General features: G+C 32.0%; 14 protein-coding genes. 5 read left to right on the plus strand and 9 right to left on the minus strand.

Annotation, left to right across the window (positions count from 1 at the left end; all coding sequences use genetic code 11):
- Window positions 1–7: 7 nt before the first annotated feature.
- From parC to F5ESL0237_RS03530, 3 genes are all read left to right on the plus strand, one after another.
- Window positions 8–2,461 (plus strand): DNA topoisomerase IV subunit A, encoded by a 2,454-nt coding sequence (gene parC / locus F5ESL0237_RS03520; protein WP_122021647.1) that lies wholly within the window; start codon window positions 8–10, stop codon window positions 2,459–2,461.
- A gap of 156 nt (window positions 2,462–2,617) precedes the next feature.
- Entirely contained in the window at window positions 2,618–3,553 is a 936-nt protein-coding gene (locus tag F5ESL0237_RS03525) for a LysR family transcriptional regulator (protein WP_122021648.1), read from the plus strand.
- 69 nt (window positions 3,554–3,622) lie between these two features.
- The gene (locus tag F5ESL0237_RS03530) at window positions 3,623–4,552 is read left to right on the plus strand and encodes a manganese-dependent inorganic pyrophosphatase (protein ID WP_122021649.1); all 930 of its coding nucleotides are present in this window, start codon (window positions 3,623–3,625) and stop codon (window positions 4,550–4,552) included.
- Window positions 4,553–4,641: 89 nt separating this feature from the next.
- Here F5ESL0237_RS03530 and F5ESL0237_RS03535 read toward each other — a convergent pair whose 3' ends face one another.
- Window positions 4,642–5,001: a helix-turn-helix domain-containing protein gene (locus F5ESL0237_RS03535; RefSeq protein ID WP_122021650.1), complete on the minus strand. Its 360-nt coding sequence runs from the start codon at window positions 4,999–5,001 to the stop codon at window positions 4,642–4,644.
- 1,384 nt (window positions 5,002–6,385) lie between these two features.
- Here F5ESL0237_RS03535 and xerS point away from each other — a divergent pair.
- Window positions 6,386–7,468, plus strand: a complete 1,083-nt coding sequence (xerS, locus tag F5ESL0237_RS03540; protein WP_122024648.1) for a tyrosine recombinase XerS — start codon at window positions 6,386–6,388, stop codon at window positions 7,466–7,468.
- A gap of 31 nt (window positions 7,469–7,499) precedes the next feature.
- Here xerS and F5ESL0237_RS03545 read toward each other — a convergent pair whose 3' ends face one another.
- The 3 genes from F5ESL0237_RS03545 to F5ESL0237_RS03555 form a co-directional block, all read right to left on the minus strand.
- Window positions 7,500–8,135 carry an NUDIX hydrolase N-terminal domain-containing protein gene (locus F5ESL0237_RS03545; protein WP_122021652.1) on the minus strand — a complete coding sequence of 212 codons (636 nt, stop codon included), beginning with the start codon at window positions 8,133–8,135 and terminating at the stop codon, window positions 7,500–7,502.
- A gap of 21 nt (window positions 8,136–8,156) precedes the next feature.
- Window positions 8,157–9,035: a DegV family protein gene (locus F5ESL0237_RS03550; protein ID WP_122021653.1), complete on the minus strand. Its 879-nt coding sequence runs from the start codon at window positions 9,033–9,035 to the stop codon at window positions 8,157–8,159.
- Between the two features lie 77 nt (window positions 9,036–9,112).
- Entirely contained in the window at window positions 9,113–9,520 is a 408-nt protein-coding gene (locus F5ESL0237_RS03555) for a MarR family winged helix-turn-helix transcriptional regulator (protein WP_122021654.1), read from the minus strand.
- 279 nt (window positions 9,521–9,799) lie between these two features.
- On the opposite strand from F5ESL0237_RS03555, the gene F5ESL0237_RS03560 reads away from it, so the two are divergent.
- The gene (locus F5ESL0237_RS03560) at window positions 9,800–11,488 is read left to right on the plus strand and encodes an NFACT family protein (protein WP_122021655.1); all 1,689 of its coding nucleotides are present in this window, start codon (window positions 9,800–9,802) and stop codon (window positions 11,486–11,488) included.
- 104 nt (window positions 11,489–11,592) lie between these two features.
- Here F5ESL0237_RS03560 and F5ESL0237_RS03565 read toward each other — a convergent pair whose 3' ends face one another.
- From F5ESL0237_RS03565 to F5ESL0237_RS03585, 5 genes are read right to left on the minus strand one after another with little or no spacing between them, the layout of a single operon-like run.
- Window positions 11,593–14,769: a carbamoyl phosphate synthase large subunit gene (locus F5ESL0237_RS03565; RefSeq protein WP_122024649.1), complete on the minus strand. Its 3,177-nt coding sequence runs from the start codon at window positions 14,767–14,769 to the stop codon at window positions 11,593–11,595.
- Between the two features lie 3 nt (window positions 14,770–14,772).
- Complete coding sequence (locus F5ESL0237_RS03570) at window positions 14,773–15,825, minus strand: carbamoyl phosphate synthase small subunit (RefSeq protein ID WP_122024650.1); 1,053 nt, start codon at window positions 15,823–15,825, stop codon at window positions 14,773–14,775.
- Window positions 15,826–15,829: 4 nt separating this feature from the next.
- The gene (locus F5ESL0237_RS03575; protein ID WP_122024651.1) at window positions 15,830–16,738 is read right to left on the minus strand and encodes an RluA family pseudouridine synthase; all 909 of its coding nucleotides are present in this window, start codon (window positions 16,736–16,738) and stop codon (window positions 15,830–15,832) included.
- Window positions 16,722–17,195 (minus strand): signal peptidase II, encoded by a 474-nt coding sequence (lspA, locus tag F5ESL0237_RS03580; protein ID WP_122022038.1) that lies wholly within the window; start codon window positions 17,193–17,195, stop codon window positions 16,722–16,724. The genes F5ESL0237_RS03575 and lspA overlap by 17 nt, the downstream gene beginning before the upstream one ends.
- A gap of 7 nt (window positions 17,196–17,202) precedes the next feature.
- Window positions 17,203–18,879, minus strand: coding sequence for a formate--tetrahydrofolate ligase (locus F5ESL0237_RS03585; RefSeq protein ID WP_122024652.1), 1,677 nt, complete (start codon window positions 18,877–18,879; stop codon window positions 17,203–17,205).
- Window positions 18,880–18,924 lie beyond the last annotated feature (45 nt).

An 18,924-nucleotide genomic window follows, 5' to 3' on the forward strand; every position in this document is an offset into this window, starting at 1 on the left:
TTGATTAATGGCTACAAATGAACGAATTCGTGAAATGCCGCTTGAGCAGGTTATGGGTGAACGTTTCGGACGATATTCGAAATATATCATTCAAGAAAGAGCATTACCAGATATTCGTGATGGCTTAAAACCAGTACAAAGGAGAATCCTTTATGCTATGTATCTGGACAATAATACTTATGATAAACCGTTTAAAAAGGCTGCTAAAGCTGTAGGTAATATCATGGGTAATTTTCATCCTCATGGTGATAGTTCAATATATGGTGCTTTAGTTCATTTATCCCAAGACTGGAAAATGCGTGAGACTCTGATTGAAATGCATGGTAATAATGGCTCAATGGATGGTGATGGTCCAGCAGCTATGCGTTATACAGAATCACGTTTGAATAAGATTTCTAATATGCTTTTACAGGATATTGACAAAGATACTGTCAATATGGTACTTAATTTTGACGATACAGAATATGAGCCAACTGTTCTTCCAGTTCGTTTTCCTAATTTATTAGTTAATGGATCTACCGGAATTTCATCAGGTTATGCTACTGAAATACCCCCACATAATTTAAGCGAAGTAATTGATGCTACAATTTATTTATTGAAACATCCTAATGCTAGTTTGGATGAATTAATGCAATTTGTTAAAGGCCCAGACTTTCCTACAGGGGCAATTGTCATGGGGCAAAAGGGACTTCAAGAAGCATATCAGACTGGACGCGGTCGAATTCAAGTTCGAGCAAAATCAGTGATTCAAGAAATTCGCGGTCATCGGGAAGAAATTGTGATCACTGAGATACCCTTTGCAGTTAATAAGGCTCTATTAGTTAAAAAAATTGATGAAATTCGGCTAAATAAAGAAATAGATGGTATTGCTGAAGTTCGTGATGAAACAGATCGTCATGGACTATCAATCGTAATTGAACTTAAAAAGGGTACAGATGCTCAAAATATTTTAAATTACTTATTCAAAAATACAGAACTACAAGTTTCCTATAACTTCAATATGGTGGCAATTGATCATATGACACCGGTACAAGTTGGTCTGAAACATATTTTGACGTCATATTTAGAGCATGAAAAAGATGTTGTTATCAAGCGTACTAAGTATGACTTAAATAAAGCTGAAACACGTTTAGAAATAATTCAAGGCTTAATCCATGCGATGGATATCTTGGATGAAGTAATAAAAGCAATTCGTGCATCTAAAAATAAGGCCGAAGCTAAGAAAAATTTAACTGCTAAATTTGCTTTCACTTCAAGACAAGCAGAAGCAATTGTCTCATTACAACTATATCGGTTAACTAATACCGATGTAAATGCATTAGTTGCAGAGCAAAATGATTTAAAAGATAAAATTTCCCGTTATCGTGCACTACTGTCAGATGACAAAATTTTACAAAAAGAAATTATTAAAGAATTATCAACTGTTAAAAAAGAATTCGGAAATCCCCGAAGAACAGAAATTTCTACAGAAACAGCTCAAATTAAAATTGATGAAAAGGCACTTCTGGCTGATGAACAAGTACGAATTTTAATTAGTCGTGATGGTTATTTAAAACGATCCTCTTTACGATCTTGGCAATCAAGTGATGATGAAGATAATGGATTACCAGATGGCGATCAAGTTGTGTATGAAAAGACAGTGTCAACTTTAGATAATTTATACTTGTTTACTAACCGTGGTAATGTGATTTATCGTCCAGTAAATGAACTTGTTGAAGCAAAGTGGAAAGAAACCGGTCAGCATTTATCACAAGAAATAGGCTTGAGTAGTGACGAAGTAATTATTCGGGTGTTTTCATTTAGCAAATTAGATGAAGACGTAAATTTTGTGTTAGCTAGTACAGATGGCTATATTAAGCAAGTAAAATTAAAGAGTCTACCACCAACTAGGACCTACCGTTCACGTGCAATGGTTGCAATGAAAATGAAAGGCGATACCAGTACCATAGTAAGGGTTGACTTAGTTAAACCAAATGAAAAATTTGAAGTCATTTTATTTACTCATGATGCTTACGCTGTTAGATATGATCTCAATGAGGTACCAGAATTGGGGGCAAAAGCGTTAGGCGTTAAATCAGTTAACCTAAAAGCCGATGACTTTATTGTTTCGTATACACTAATTCCTTCTAATTACATTAATTTAGTTCGAATAGGTATAGTTACGCAGCGTGGTGCCTTTAAACAAATTAAGGCTGATTTAATTAATAAAATTTCTAGAGCTAAAAGAGGCGTACTTGTACTTAGAGAACTTAAGTCGCACCCACATAAAATAGCTTCTTTGGTCTCATATGGACAAGAACATGTATTAGTAATAACTACAAGTAGTAAAAGACAAATTATGGTAAAAACCAATGAGTTTCCATTAAGTGATCGGTATTCTAATGGATCTTTTGTTGTTGATACTACAAGCGATGGAGTACCAATAAGTTTGAAATTAGGTAGGCCTTTGAATTATAGTTAAATAGTTTTTTATTTATGATTCTATTTATATATATTTATTATTTTACACAAGTTATTTAATTATTTATAAAATATACTTTGACACAGAGCCATTTTTGATTGATAATAGCATATAAATGTAAGCCATATTATTGTTAAGATAGAAGGAATAATTTATATGCCTAAAATGGATGCTATTCTCTCAAGTAAATCTCTACACTATTTTTTACAGTTAATAGATACAATGAATTATACTCAAGCAGCACAAATTTTGGGAATTACTCAACCAGCATTAACGCAGCAAATCAAAAAAATTGAACATGCAATTGGGACTCCTTTGTTTGGACAAATGGGTAAAAAACTATATCTTACTGAAGCAGGAAAGCAATTACAAGTTGGAGCAATTAAACTTTTGGGAACTATGAACTCTGTCGTAAATGATATTCAGGAGTTTACCCAAGCTGATCGAGGGAATATTTCAATTGGAGTTTTAGAAAGTGTTAATTGTGAGTGGTTACAAAGGTTCTTAATTAAGTTTAACCAGAAATACCCTGATATTACTATTAATCTTAGTTGCTTTAATCGTAAGGATTTGTGGTATAACTTGGATAATAATTTGATTGATTTGGCAATTTTATATATTCCAGATGTTGCTAAAAAAAGTCAGGCTAGCTTGAATAATCAATATGAACAAATGAAAATTAATGATGAACGCTTAATAATTTTGACGCATCTCACTAATTTAGAAGCTGGTGAAGCATACCCAATTTCTACGTTTACTAAACAAAAATGGGTAGCATATCCAGATGGATTTTTTTTAACTCAACTAATGAAAGAAAAATTTGGAAGTAGAGTTAATATAAAAAAGAAATTGGATATTTCTATGAGCTTTTCATCAACAGAGCAGCTAGTGGCAACAGCTATAGCAACAAACTACGATACATTTGTTAGTCATTCGTATTATCAAGCTCACAAAAATGACATTAATTTAACTCCAGTCTTTTTAAAAGATGACAAGAAGTTCCTTACTTCAATAGTTTATCGAAAGGGTAAAAAAGACGTTCCTCGAGTCGCCAATATTTTAGCCGAATTTAAGCAATTCTTACCTAAATAGGCTTTATTGAATAGGAGTTATTAGGTAAACTAATTATGTACAATAATTTATAGAAAAAGAGGAAAATTAATGGAAAAAGAGCTAGTTTTTGGTCATCAAAGTCCAGATACAGATGCTATTGGTACAGCTATTGCTTATTCATTTTTACAAAATAAACTGGGTTATAATACTGAAGCAGTGGCATTAGGTGAGCCTAATGACGAAACTATGTTTGCATTAAACAAGTTTGGTTTTCAGGCACCTAGGGTAATCAAGACCGCTGCTAATGAAGTTGAAAAAGTAATGCTAGTTGATCATAATGAACCACAACAAAGTGTTTCTGATATTGATAAGGTAAAAGTTACCCATGTTGTTGATCACCATCGGATTATGAATTTTAATACTAGTTCACCGCTTTTTTATCTTGCTGAGCCAGTCGGCTGTACAAGTACAATTGTTTGGAAGCTATATAGACATTTCGAAATTGCTATTCCGCAAAATATTGCTGGAATTATGCTTTCTGCTATTATTTCTGATACTTTACTTTTAAAATCACCGACTACAACTGAAGATGATCGTAAAGCAGTAAAAGAGTTGGCTAAAATTGCTAATGTTGATTATGAAAATTACGGACTTGCAGAATTAAAAGCAGGCACAAATATTGCAAATAAGTTAGAAGATGATTTAATTAAGTTAGATGCGAAAACTTTTGAATTGAAAGATAAAAAAGTTAGGGTAGCTCAAATTAATGTAGTTGATTTGCCTGAAGCAATGGGACGTAAAGCTGCTTTTCTAAAGGCAATGGAGTCTGCAATAGCCACCGATCATTATGATCTATTTATGTTACTTATTACGAATGTATTGGATTCTGACTCAACTGCAATAGTAGCAGGATCTAGTGAAGCACAGCAGTTATTTGAAAAGGCATTTGGACAAATTATTGATTCGGAAATCAGTTTACCAGGTGTAGTTTCACGTAAAAAACAAGTTGTACCACCACTTACAAATGCATTTAGTTAATAATTATTTCAAATTTTAAAGATTAAAAAAACACGAGTAGGGAAGTAATCCCGCTCGTGTTTTTATTTACGTTTCTAAATTTAAATAAATTATTCTTTGTTAATTTCTTTAGCCAGAATAATAAAAGATTTACACACTCTTTCAGCCTTTTCTGAAGACATTTTTCTTAATTCATTGAGAACTTTTTTGATAAATACAGGTGTATTATCCTGATGGTTCTCAACCTTAACTTCTTTAAATCTATATGCGTTCATTATGATATCAGGTGTAGTAGTATTCAATGCTCTAGCAATAGAATCAAGTTTTTGAATACTGATGTTTTGATTTTTGGTACGCTCAAGACGAGAAATAAAGTTTACAGACAAATCACTCAACTCTGCCAGGTCCTCCTGCGTCAACTTCTGTTCACGTCGACGACGGCATATTTCTTTTCCTAAATTTATACTCATGGAATAAATTCAACCCTTTCAAAAAATATAATTCCATATTCCATAATAACAGATTAATTATAGAATTAAACAATAAAACAAAAAAATTATAAATAAAAACAATTAATTTCAACAAATCTTTAAAACATCAAAGTCGATTGTTGAAATAATAGTTTTAATCTATACTCCAGATAGTATTATAAGACAAACCCTAAAAAATATAAATAATAAAGCTCTAAATAATTAAACTTAAAATGAAAAAATATAAGTTTTAAAATATTATTTCAAGTCTGAATTTCCTTTGATACTATAGCTAAAAAGTTCAAATTATAAAAACCAGTTTTGCAACTAATGATAATATATAAATTCGATATAGAAACCGCTTTACATATACTTATTTAAGAAAATATAAGAAAACTGGTAGCAAACATTTTTAGATAAAATACTATCTAAAAGTAATTGATAATAAAAAATAATAAAAAAAATCAAAAAGCAATATTTTAAGGTCTATAAATAAAATTCTTTAAACTATTTTAGTGGAATTTATTTTAAGTTAGCTATTTTAAATAATGGCTAAGCAAATTTAATATTTAAGCATCTATATGAATTTGTACAGGGGAATAGTTGTAGCTAATTTGTAAGTTAAGTTTACTAATCTGGTAATACTTCGTATAATATATATTATGTAAAGTAAAAAACAAAATTTCAAACATTAAACGGAAATACACTAATTAATTAAAAAGGCAGTGCTAAAACTTAACACAGTAATCAGTAAGCCGGTTTAACTGAATAATCAATCAAAAGTAGCAAATAAACTTTTCTTGTTTTGCCAGTTTCTAAAAGTAGCAAAAGATCACTCCTCTTACAACAATGAAAAAGACTTGTTCCCAGTAATCATATCAAGGTAATATTACAAGCAAGATTATAGTTTTTAAGAACATGAGTTTTGGGTGCAGTGCCAAAAACTAAAATCGGTAAAGAGAATAACTAAGAAATAAATATTAACTTCTAACGCTTTTAAGCAAGCTGTTAGTGAGTTATTAAAATCTAAATAAGCCAATTAATTAAGTTCATGCAAAATTCACTTTAGAATTAATTGGTAAAGTTGCAGCTAGAAAATGCGTGTAAGCTGATCTGATTTTAGTGTATATTACACACGCAAAGAAAGTGTTGAAACCAGCAAATATTTTTTGATTATTGTTTTTGTTGCTACCACAATGTTTTCTCGATTTGTAATCATTAAAACTATAATTTTAATGAAAGGTAAAAGACAACAGCAATAAGGGTTTTTACTTTTCTACCTAATGAGAATAATTTTATATATAAATGTTTTCAAAATCCAAACAGACATTCTTATTTTGCTTTATAATTTAACTAAGATAAATTTATTTAGGAGAAAATAATATTGGAAACAAAAAAATATTTGGACTTAATTGAAGATGAATTAACAAAAATGCCTGACTTTGTCCAGGAATACAATTTTGGTACTAACCATTCCTTAGCAACTACCTATCAATATTTAACAGAAATTCGCAGATTCTTTGATTGGCTACGTAAAGAAGGAATTTCTTCTGCTCAAAAAAATAGTGATATTACAACTATTACTTTAGCTAATTTACATCGTAATGACATTATGCTTTATATCAATTATCTAGGTCATGTTAAAAATCAACAAGGTCATTTAAATTCACCTACAACAATCAATCGCTCGATTAACGCCCTACGCTCACTTTTCAAGTTTTTGACCATTACTGCAGATAATAATGACGGCCAACCTTATTTTGAGCGAAATGTAATGCTGAAAATTGACTCCCTTAATAATACTAAGACCCTTAATTATCGTGCACATATTCTTGAATCTCATATGTATATTGGAGACTTAAAATACCAATTTTTGAATTATATTGAGAACAACTTTGAAAAGCACTGTAATCCTCATGCCCTCCCCTCCTTTAAGCTTAACAAGGAGAGGGATATGGCAATTATTGCCGTAATTTTAGGGACAGGAATCAGAGTTTCAGAATGTGCGGGTATTAATATATCCGATTTAAATTTAAAGAAAGCAACTTTAGACGTTACTAGAAAAGGCGGTCAAAAAGATAGTGTGCCAATAGCCGAATGGACGTTAACTTATCTAGTTAAATATCAAAAAATACGTAGCCAACGTTATAAAGCAACCAAAAAAGAAACAGCGTTTTTTCTTACCAGGTGGCACCATCAAACGCGTCGAATGACAACTAGCGCAATTGAAAAAATGGTTAATAAGTACTCGGCTTCATTTGGACACCCACTCACCCCACATAAGCTGCGTCATACTCTTGCTTCAGAACTTTATGGAGTTACTAAAGATCAAGTTTTAGTTGCACAGCAATTAGGTCAAAAAGGTACATCAGCAACAGATTTATATACACACGTTGACCAACATAAGCAACGTGAAGCCCTAAATAAAATCGCCCAAAGTAATAATTCAAATAATAAAAAGAGCTAGTAATCATAACTAGCTCTTTTTATTATCGTTATTAAAATCTTACTTGCCAACTAGAACCAGCCTGCGCAGCATTGAAACACATTTTGATTTCATCTTCATTAGTTTTATTTTGTGAAAGTGGAGGAAGATTATTTAAATTGAAGTAAGCACTTTCGCTTGTTTCAATATTGGGTGTGAAATTTGAACTTAATTCGCGACACAGAAAAATAACATTACACACGTTAACTAGCCTTTTAATACGCTTTTTATCATGAATGGTAGTTTGACTATCATTAATTGCAATTAGATAATCAATTGCAATATCACATCCGGCTTCTTCTTTTGCTTCTTTAATGCAGTTATCTTTTACCGAAAGATTAGGTTCACACCATCCTCCAGGCAGGGACCAAAAGTTGTCTGTGGTTTCTTTAACCAACAAAATCTGCTTATTTTTAAAAATTGCTGCTCGTGTGGCTAATTTAGATGTTTGATAGCCATCTTCACTACTGAAAATTTCTTTTACTTGTTTCAGTGGTAATCCGGTTTTGGCAGCCATCATTTCGGTAGCAATTAATCTAATTTGTGCATACCGTTCTATATCAAAACAATCATTGCCATATTCTAACCCATTTTGGGCAATATTTTGTAATTTTAAGGTCCAATTTAAAAATTTATCTGCATTGTCCATTTTTAATCCTTAAAATATTTTTTATTTAGTTAAATCAATTTTATCAATATCAATCATCCAGCCAATTGCAAATGATTTTTCGCCTAAGTGAGTTGCAATTCCTGGACTAAATTTAGTAATTGAAATGTTTTGCTCAGGAAAGTTTTCTTTCAAAAAGACTTTTGCTTCCTCTACTTGACTACTATCATTTGAATCAATAATAAATAATTTGATTTTATCTTTGTATGGAAGTGTAGCAATTTTGCTTAAAATTAATTGCTGCATTTTCGTAAAAGCACGTTTCATTGATCTAATTTTATCAAAAGCCACAATGTTTCCGTCTTTAAAAGTTAAAAGTGGCTTTATATTAAGCATTGAACCAATAAATGCTTCAGCATTACTTAAGCGACCACCTCTTTTAAGGTTCTGCAAATCGTTTGGTACAAAAATTTCATCAATTGTGGCCCTAATCTCTTCAAGTCGTTTAAGTATTGTATCTAAGTCGACCCCATTTTTTATCATTTTTGCGGCAGCTAAAGTAAGTTCTCCTTGAAGACGGACCGTCATTTTAGTATCAATTGCATGTAAGTTGTATTTGGGATTATTTTTTGAAATGTTACACAGAGTATGATAGAATCCAGAGATTCCACTGGATAAAGTAATTGCAATAATTGCTTCGTATCCATCATTATGTAGTCTCTCAAAAAGACTAATTAAATAACCCATACTCGGTTGAGACGTTTTGGGAAAATCTGCCCCATTCTTTTGCATTTCAAAAAGTTGTTCAGACGTAATGTCAATATTTTCTAAATATTCTTTATTACCAATAATAATGGGTATTGGCAAAACAATAATGTTATTATCCTTTGCTTCTTGTTTAGTTATAACGCTAGTACTATCAGTAACTAATGCAATCTTCATCTAATTAACCTTTCGCTGTATATACAATATAGAAGATTATAGCATAAAAATAATGAGGTTACGACTAATAGTTAAAATCATTTTGAACCTTTTGTTTTTTGAATTAATTTAGTAAACACCTGGTTAAACGTGTCAATTTCATTTTCAGAAAATCCAGTTAGGAAAAATTCTTCTATATTCTTGACAGTACTTCTTAACTCAGCAATTTTTTTAATGCCATGCTCATTTAAATGGACAGTTTTACTTGAATCGCTTTCCGACCGAGTAATTGTAATAAGGCTTAATGTCTTTTTCTGTTGTAGTTGTCGGCTTAAAGTTGATAAAGAAATTTTAAGCTTTTTAGCCAAATCGCCCATTTTTTGTTCTTTATTGTTATTGTGAGCAAAATAAAGCAATAAACGAGTCTGAGAAAGGTTAAGACCACACCTGTGTTTAATCTCCTTTTTAATAGTTTCGGAAATCAAATCGAAAGATAAAATGTCCATATAAACCTACCTTTTCTTTTTAAATCAATAATAAAAACAATTTATACAACTTTTGATTATTTGTGAAACATTATCAAATAACCTATTAGTGAATGATTATAGTTTATCGATTAATATTCTAAAAATCTAAAATCAGTATACCAGCTTTTTTGAAATAATGCTTGGCAAAAATTGCAAAACAGTTATATATGCACAAAAGTAACTTATTTTCAGATAATAATCCTTATACTTATTGCGGTATAATTGATATAATTAATATCGTATTTTGAGGTGATACTTATGGCATATGATGGCTTATTCATTCATAGTTTGTTAGGTAATGTAAGAAAGCTTTTGGTTGGTGGACGTTTATCGAAAATTTATCAACCATTTGAGCATGATTTAATTTTAATTTTTAGAAAAGAAAGAAAAAATCGCCAACTGCTTATTTCGGCAAATGCGCAATATCCCAGATTTTATATAACTGACCAATCGATTAACAACCCAGATAAAGCCCCTACTTTCGTAATGGTGCTAAGAAAATATCTTGAAGGCTCCATTTTACAATCAATTAAACAAGTTGGTGTTGATCGAATCGTCAATTTTTATTTTAGTAATCGCAACGAATTAGGCGATCAAGTACAACTTGTTTTATCAGTTGAATTAATGGGTAAGCATAGTAATGTTATTTTATATAATCAAACAAGTGGACGGATTATTGATTTACTTAAACGGATAAATCCAGAAGAAAATCGGGTGCGTTTACTCTTACCTAAAGCTAAGTATGTATTACCGCCACTTAATCCAGGGATAAACGGCTTTGAGATAACATCAGCTGAATTTAAGGCAGAAATTAATAAGGTAGCACCAACTGAATTTGTGCAAAAGGTTAATGGACTTGATCGTGATGATCGTAATGAATTACTGGGTTATTTGACAGACGATTATTCTTATTCTTCGTTTATGACTTTTATAAGTCAATTTGATAAGGGCAGAGCATATATTTTAACAACTAAAAATAATAAACGAAAAATTTTCCCCTATCTTCCCTATCATCTTGATTTGCTTAAAGAAACTACTGATGATGACTTTAATCATGCACTTGATGAATTTTATCGCTACCAATCAAATCATGACTGGGTTAGACAAAAGTCAACGCAGGTCGAACGAATTATAAAGAATGAGCAAAAAAAATTAACAAAAAAAATAGTTAAATTACGCAATCAACTTGAATTGGCTGAAAACTCTGAAGGCTACCGAATCCGAGGCGAAATTTTAAATGCTAATTTAGCCCAAGTAAAGCCAGGAATGACCAAAATTAAACTACCCAATTATTATGATAATAATAATTTGATTTCAATTACACTTGATGTTGCATTGTCTCCTGCCCGTAATGCGCAGAAATATTTTACACGCTATAAAAAAATGCGTGACTCAATTAAGCATGTCAAAGAGCAAATCCAAATAGCACAAAATAACTTACTTTATTTTGATTCAGTTCAAACAGCAATTGATAATGCTGAACCACAAGATATTGATCAAATTATTGATGAATTAACTAGTCAAGGGTATATTAAACCAATATCGACGAAAAAGCGGCGTAAAAAGATAATAGAACAGAGCTTGAATAAATTCAAACTCTCTTCGGGCAAACTTGTTTTAGTGGGTAAAAATAATTATCAAAATGATTGGTTAACATTTAAAAAAGCTAATAAGCAAGATATATGGTTTCATGTAAAAAACATACCCGGTTCGCATGTGATTTTACAGGATTCTCAGCCCTCAGAAGCTGATATCATAGAGACAGCTGAAATTGCAGCCTATTTTTCTAAAGCGAAAAACTCTGCTCATGTACAAGTTGATTTTGTTAAAGATCAACGGGTTAAAAAGCCCAATGGTGCAAAACCAGGATTTGTTATATATACTGGCCAAAATTCGATTGAAGTTACGCCGCAAAAAGATAGAGTTTTAAGTAAAAGAATAGACTAATATTTATTAAAGAAAAAAAGTTGATAAATCACTGTTTTATAACAAGATTTATCAACTTTTTGCTTCTTCTTTAAGAGCTTTAACTTTGAAGACGGAAATATTTGCTATATAGGCAAAGTAGTCAAAGATAATGATTCTAAAACTTCCAAAATCAATTCTGTAGTTTCAATACTTGAAAAAACCGGAATATGAATATTTAGAGCAGCATCACGAATTCTAATTGCGTCACCACTTGCTGTATCAGATAAATCAGTAATATTAATAATCATTACTATTTTATGTTGATTTATTTTATCTAACAAATTATTTTCGTTGCTATATACTTTAGTGATTACACCTGTTGTGATTCCTGCTTCAGCAAAATTATTAGCTGTTCCTTCAGTAGCAACGATTTTAAATCCAAGTTTATAGAATCGTTTAGCTAATTCAGTCATTTTTTTCTTATCTTGATCTCTTACTGAGATAAAGATGGTACCGTAACTAGGAATGCGTAGCCCACTTGCCTCGTAGCCTTTATATAGAGCTTTTGCTAATTGCGTGTCTCTACCCATTACTGAACCAGAAGATTTCATCTTAGAGTCAAAAGTATTATTGCTTGAGTAATTAATATAAGAAAAAACCGGCATCTTAACATAAATGAAATTATTAGACGACCATATTTTATTTTTATAAGCTAATTCCGGCAGATTATGACCACATAATACTTCAGTTGCACAAGCTGTAATATCTTTATCCAATGCCTTAGACAAAAATGCTATATTATGTCCAGCATATGGTTTAATTTGAAGTAAATAAATATCTTTATTAACGATTAAGAAATGTAGTGTGAAAATACCACGCATTTGTAGTCGTTTGATCAAATTAATTGTGTACTCAATAAGAAGTTTTTTGCTAATTTTGGCCAGATTTTGAGGCTTAAAAACTGCAATCGAGTCTGATGCATGAGAGCCTGTTTGTTCTAAATGCTCAATAATGCCTGGAATTGTCACATCTTTGCCATCTGAAATGGCTGTAACTTCATATTTGTTTCCTTCAATAAAGTGTGACAAGGTAATTTTAGCTAATTTATTTTCTTGCAAATATTTTTCTAAGGCAGGCAGATCATAAACAACAGCTGACTTTTGCTTGATACCTTCATTATTATAGCCACCTATTAAAATCGGAAAGTTCTGCTCTTTAATAAAATCAGCTGCTTCTTGTTTATCAAAAGTAGTTAATAATTGATTCTGCTTTAATGATTTTAAAGGTGTTTGCAAAATACTATTAATTTTTTCTTTTGGATCGAGGGTATGATTACCCAACACATTTAGGCCATATTTGGTTAATTTTTTGCTTAATGCACTAACTTCTTTTCCAGAAAATTGTAGCAGAACATCCTTTATGGCCTCTTTTTCTGCAATATTCAGAATATTTTCTAGTGTAATCGGCTCAAAGTAAATTTTATCAGCATTTTTATAACTAGCTGAGACAGATTCATCGTTATTTGAAATTAAAACTATAGCATAATTATTATTATGTAAAGCTTTGATGGCATGACTAATCATATAGTCAAATTCACTAGTTACGGATACTTGAGATGGTAACATACCAATTACTAATACTTTTTTATCGGCATTCAGAGGCTGCGACTCATCTTGGATGTTGTAGGCACTATAATATGCATGAACTCTAGGTTTATCGACACCAGCTGAACCATCAATTTGCAAATAGACTGGTTTTAAATGAATTTTTTTAAAATGCTTGTATAACACACTTTCCTTTATTTGCGTCAAATTAGAAATTAAGGCATTACCAAAACCATATTTTTTTGCCGTAAGCAATAAATTATCAGTAATTTCATCTTCAGCTAATTGTTGGCCAATCTGAACGATATGCTCTAATTTTTGGTAATAAACAGGATGAATATATACAATATGTTGCAGTTCTTGATAAGTAAAGCCTTGATAAATTGCCGCTAAAAGCTTGATTATATGCAATTCATTTGGATGATTTAGGTCAAAAATAATTTCAGCTTTGTCTTTAATTTTTTCAGCTTCAAAAACTTTTAAAGCCATTTCACTATTAATAGATGAAGCTAGTCCCTTTAAAAAGGCAGATTCAAAATTTCGCCCGATACCGATTGTTTCACCACTAGCTTGAGTTTTATTACTTAAATCATAATGATTACTGCCCGACTGTGTTAGTGACCAAAATGGCATTCTTACAGTCACTTTATCTTGTATTGGCTCAATAGCAGCATTTAGACCGGTCATTGGATCAATAATCTCGTTTAGATTATAACCCACTGCTATTTTACAAACAATATAACCAATACTATAAAGACAAGTTTTTTGTGACCATAATGCACTCCGCGTTAGCCGGGGTTTAATGGTTAAAATCTTTACTGTAAATTCATTGCCTTGATGCTTTACCGCAAAGTGAATATTTAAAATACCAATAATTTGTAAGCAATTAGCAATTTTTTTGGCAATTAGTCGAATTCTTTGGACTTGGTCATTATTTAAGGTTAAAGCTGGCATTACAGCAGTTGAATCACCTAAATTGACAGCAACTGGTTCAATTGTATCAGCTAGACTAGTAAATAAAATATTACCTCGATTATCACGTATTACATTAACAATAACCTCTTCCCATGAGGAAAGGTCTTCAATTAAGCGATAATTATCATGTGAAGCAGCTTCATTTTGGCGCTCTTTTTTTAAATAATCACTCACTTCTAAGGAATTTTTTAAAATAATATGTTTATTATGTAAATACGAATTATCTTTAATTAATAATACTGGAAAAGTAACTTGTTCCTTTAATTGTTGTTCTAGTTTATCAAATGCAAAATCAGTCATCTCCCAGTATTGACTTGCAGTAATTTTATTTCTTTCTAAAAAAGATGTCATATCCTGTTGGGAATTGAGCTTTAAAGCCTGTTCATTCAAGGCGAGCAAACGTACCCCCATTTGCTTAAGAATACCATCATGAACTAATTCATGTGTCACTTTAAGTCCAGTTGATGAACCATAAGCTGAAATAATCGCATCAGGCTCTTCCATCCTAATTATTCTTTTAAGAAAATCGATTGTCATTGGCTCCAAATAAACGGTTACACCTGGTTGTTTATCAGTAGAAACGGTTGCAGGATTGGGATTAACTAAAATAACGTTAATATCTTCTTCTAAAAGTGCACAAATTGCATCGGACATTAGGATATCTGTTTCCGACACACTACCAATTAATGTAGGACCTGACCCAATAATTAAAATTTTATCTAAATCATTTTCTAAAGGCATGCTTTACCCCATCATCTTTACAAAATTGTCAAAAATTTGTAGTGCATCTAAACTACCCGGAGCACCTTCAGCATTAAAGGCTGTAGCAATTGCTTTGTTTTTAGTGCTGAAACCAGCTAGTAGTTGACTATGTAAATCATAGTATTTTTGGTCTAATTCAAGCTGGACACTATTTGGCAAAACTAAACAATCAATATTCAGCGCTACTTGCCAAATTTGCTTTGTTAAATCATTAATTATTGGATAATTTGTGCCATTATATGCTTTAGGTAATTCAACTAATTGAAAATTTAAGTAATCACTAAGTACAAGAAAACCAAGTCCAATTCCCCATATGGGATATTCGCCATAAAAATTATCTAAGATGGGTTTAAGCTCACCTTGAACTTCTTTAACTTTACCAGGCCCACCAGAGATAATAATACCCTCAGGGCGCAAATTTTTGATATCTGGTACAGCAGTGTTATAAGGCAAAACAGTTGCGTTAATCTTTCTTAATGATAATTCTCGAAGCATTGAATGTTTGAGACCCAAATCAATAATGGCTACACTTTTACCAACATTTGGTACAGCATATGCATTTTTAGTTGAGACAGACGCAGACCTATTTTTTGGCAAAACTAGTGCTTTAATTTGATCAAAGGCATGTTCGTCATTAGTATCCATAATAGATGCTTTAATCGTTTTAGCTTTTGTCAATCGATGAACTAAAGCCCGTGTATCAATATTATAAATTGCTGGAATATTTTTTTCTTTTAAAAAAGAATCGAGGTCTTGAAAGTTTTCATTATCTGAAATATTTAGAGCAACATCGTTAGCAATTATGCCCTTAACAGTAGGATTAATGCTTTCATAATCAATGGCGTTAATTCCATTACCACCAATCATAGGTGTAGTAAAAACCAGAATTTTTCCAGCATTTGTAGGATCTGTAAGCGCTTCTTGATAGCCGAAATTACTAGTTTCAATGGCTAACTCGCCAGTTGAAATAATTGAAGAACCAAGACCTTCACCAGCTAGTGAACTGCCATCTTCAAGGATTAAATATCGCTTCATCTCATCACATTTTTTCTTTTAGCTCGGCTAATCTTTCCGTAAAGATGGTTGGCGGAGCAACTTTAAACTCTAACCATTTATCAGTGCTGGGTTGCATGAACCCCAAAACTTGCGCATGTAAAAATTGACCGTTTCCTTGTAAGGTATTCTTTGGACCATATAATGGGTCACCAGCTACAGGATGACCAATATATGCTAGATGGACTCTAATTTGGTGTGTCCGCCCAGTTTCTAGTTGACAACTTACTAAGCTATAGCCCTTAAATTGTTCTAGAACTGCAAAATGTGTTATAGCTGGCTTACCATTATCAACTACAGCCATTTTTTTACGATTAAGTCGATCACGTCCAATAGGCGCATCAATTAAGCCAGATTGCTCGTTAAAGTTGCCATGGACAATTGCTAAATACAATCTTTTGTTACTTTTACTAGCAAGTTGTTTTTCTAAACTAATTCGTGCCTTTTGATTTTTGGCAACCATTAATAAGCCCGAAGTATCCTTATCAATGCGATGAACAATCCCTGGACGAAAACCTTCAGGACTACTTGCTAAATCTTTTGTATGATATAAAAGTGCATTTACTAAAGTATGATTGGGATGACCGGCAGCAGGATGAACTACCATACCTTGTGGTTTGTTAACTACAATTACATCTTTATCTTCATAAATAATGTCCAGTGTAATATTTTCTGCAGTTACTGCTAAAGGGGTTAATTGTGGTACAGTGACTGATATTTGATCTCCTGTTTGAATTTTATATGATACTTTTTCTTTTTTATGATTGACCGTAATTCGTTCATCATGAATCAGCTCTTTAATTCGAGTCCGTGATAACGAACTAATTTTACTTGCAATAAATTTATCTAATCGGCCCTGTTCTGTATTAACCTTGAGTTCATAATTTTTTTCCATGCTCTTTTTCACTTTCATCAAGAAATAGTAGATAAATAAATACCAAAACTATCCCGACTGTTATAGCAGAATCAGCAATATTAAATATATTAAAGTTAATAAAATCGAGTTGAATCATATCGATTACATATTTTAAATGAATCCGATCAATTAAATTGCCGATAATTCCTCCCAGAACTATTGCTAGGCCCAATTTCATTAGTTTACTTTGATTCCGTCTTTGAAAAATATAATATAGACAGATTAGAATAGCTATCACACTAATAATATAGAAAAGCCACATTTGACCAGTAAGAATGTTCCAAGCAGCCCCATTATTTTGAAGGTAAGTTAATGAAATAACATTAGTTAAAACTGGACGTACTTCCCCAATTGAAAAATTGTGGGCAACAAAACCTTTTAGAGTTTGATCAGCAACAACAATTAATAACGAAATTATTAAATAAACAAATTTTATATGTTTTTTAGAATAAGCCACTAATTTTACCATTATTATCAACATCAATATCTAGTGCTGCAGGATGCTTTGGTAAACCTGGCATGTCTAAAACATGACCAGTGGTAATTACAATAAAACCGGCACCATTTTTGAGACTTGCGCCCTTAACATGCAAAGTGAAATCGGTTGGTGCTCCTAATAATTTTTGGTTATCAGTAAATGAATATTGAGTTTTAGCAATAATTACTGGCAATTTATCTTTACCAAGCTTTTCTAATTCCCGAATATCATTTTCGGCTCTTTCAGAGTATTCAACTTTGCTAGCATGATAAATTTTAGTAGCTATCTTTTCAATTTTTGCCTTAACTGAATCGTCTTTTTCATAAGTTGACACGAAATTAGACTGATTGGAGTTAGCTAAATCAACGACTGCTTGAGCAGCTGCAATTCCACCTTTTGATCCTTGTTCATGATAATCAACAACGAGAGCTTTAATCTCCTGTTCAGCTACCAACTTTTGTAATAAATTGAGTTCTGCAGGGGTATCAGTTGCAAAATGATTAATTAAAACTATTACTGGCACACCATAATTACGCATATTATTCATATGACGCTCTAAATTTTTAAATCCAGCTTCTAATGCTGTGAGGTTTTCATCATTCAAATGATCTGTGGTTCCTTCTGCTTGGTATTTAAGTGCACGAACGGTAGCAACAACAACGCAGGCATCAGGCTTTTTAGCAAGATTATTTGAAACAAAGTCCATAAACTTTTGCCCACCTAAATCACTACCAAATCCAGCTTCCGTTAATACATAATCACTTAAATGCAAAGCTAAATTAGAAGCAATAACGGAGTTAGCTCCGTGAGCGATATTGGCAAAGGGACCACCGTGAACTAAGGCTGGAGTATGTTCAATAGTTTGTACTAAATTAGGTTTAAGTGCATTAGCCAATAGAGCCGCAATAGCCCCTTCAAAACCTAATTCTTTTACATAAACAGGTTGGTCTGTTTTGGTATAGCCAACTAGCATTAAACCAATTCGCTTTTTCAAATCATCAATATCAGTAGCTAAACATAAGATGGCCATTAATTCATTGGCAACTGTAATGGCAAAGCTTGATTTGTGTTCTATACCATTAAACTTAGACCCCTGACCAACAGTTATGTTACGCAAACTACGATCATTTACATCAATGCCTCGTTTTAACAAGATTCTTTCTGGGTCAAGATTAAGTTCATTTCCTTGATATATATAATTATCAACTAATGCAGCTAAGGTATCAATTGCCGCAGTTAACGCATGCATATCGCCAGTAAAATGAAGATTTATATCCTCCATTGGAATCACTTGTGCACGACCGCCTCCGGTTGCTCCACCTTTTAGACCAAAAACTGGTCCCATTGAAGGTTCTCTAAGTGCAATTAAAGTTTTTTGATGGAGTTGATTATTAATTGCATCTCCTAAGCCAATTGTCATAGTTGATTTACCCTCACCAGCTGGTGTAGGCGAAATCGATGTAACTAAAATCAACTTTCCTAAATGATCTTGAGCCATACTTCTGTTAATGGCAGACCATTTTATCTTAGCTTTATTTGAGCCATATAATTCTATATCTGCTGAATTTAAACCAATTTTAGTTGCTATTTCGTCAATAGGTAGTGAATGTGATTCTTGCGCAATTTGAATATCTGATGTCATTGGGCATACTTCTTTCTATAAAAAATTATTTGTCCTGTTACTTAA

The sequence above is a fragment of the Lactobacillus sp. ESL0237 genome (genome assembly GCF_003692985.1).
GTDB classification, from domain to species: domain Bacteria; phylum Bacillota; class Bacilli; order Lactobacillales; family Lactobacillaceae; genus Lactobacillus; species Lactobacillus bombicola.

Coding starts and splice junctions, on each gene's coding strand:
- parC (WP_122021647.1), top strand. CDS start 8: ATGGCTACAAATGAACGAATTCGTGAAATGCCGCTTGAGCAGGTTATG.
- F5ESL0237_RS03545 (WP_122021652.1), bottom strand. CDS start 8,135: ATGGACAATGCAGATAAATTTTTAAATTGGACCTTAAAATTACAAAAT.
- F5ESL0237_RS03565 (WP_122024649.1), bottom strand. CDS start 14,769: ATGCCTTTAGAAAATGATTTAGATAAAATTTTAATTATTGGGTCAGGT.
- F5ESL0237_RS03555 (WP_122021654.1), bottom strand. CDS start 9,520: ATGGACATTTTATCTTTCGATTTGATTTCCGAAACTATTAAAAAGGAG.
- F5ESL0237_RS03550 (WP_122021653.1), bottom strand. CDS start 9,035: ATGAAGATTGCATTAGTTACTGATAGTACTAGCGTTATAACTAAACAA.
- F5ESL0237_RS03530 (WP_122021649.1), top strand. CDS start 3,623: ATGGAAAAAGAGCTAGTTTTTGGTCATCAAAGTCCAGATACAGATGCT.
- F5ESL0237_RS03560 (WP_122021655.1), top strand. CDS start 9,800: ATGGCATATGATGGCTTATTCATTCATAGTTTGTTAGGTAATGTAAGA.
- F5ESL0237_RS03525 (WP_122021648.1), top strand. CDS start 2,618: ATGCCTAAAATGGATGCTATTCTCTCAAGTAAATCTCTACACTATTTT.
- F5ESL0237_RS03535 (WP_122021650.1), bottom strand. CDS start 5,001: ATGAGTATAAATTTAGGAAAAGAAATATGCCGTCGTCGACGTGAACAG.
- F5ESL0237_RS03575 (WP_122024651.1), bottom strand. CDS start 16,738: ATGGAAAAAAATTATGAACTCAAGGTTAATACAGAACAGGGCCGATTA.
- F5ESL0237_RS03570 (WP_122024650.1), bottom strand. CDS start 15,825: ATGAAGCGATATTTAATCCTTGAAGATGGCAGTTCACTAGCTGGTGAA.
- F5ESL0237_RS03585 (WP_122024652.1), bottom strand. CDS start 18,879: ATGACATCAGATATTCAAATTGCGCAAGAATCACATTCACTACCTATT.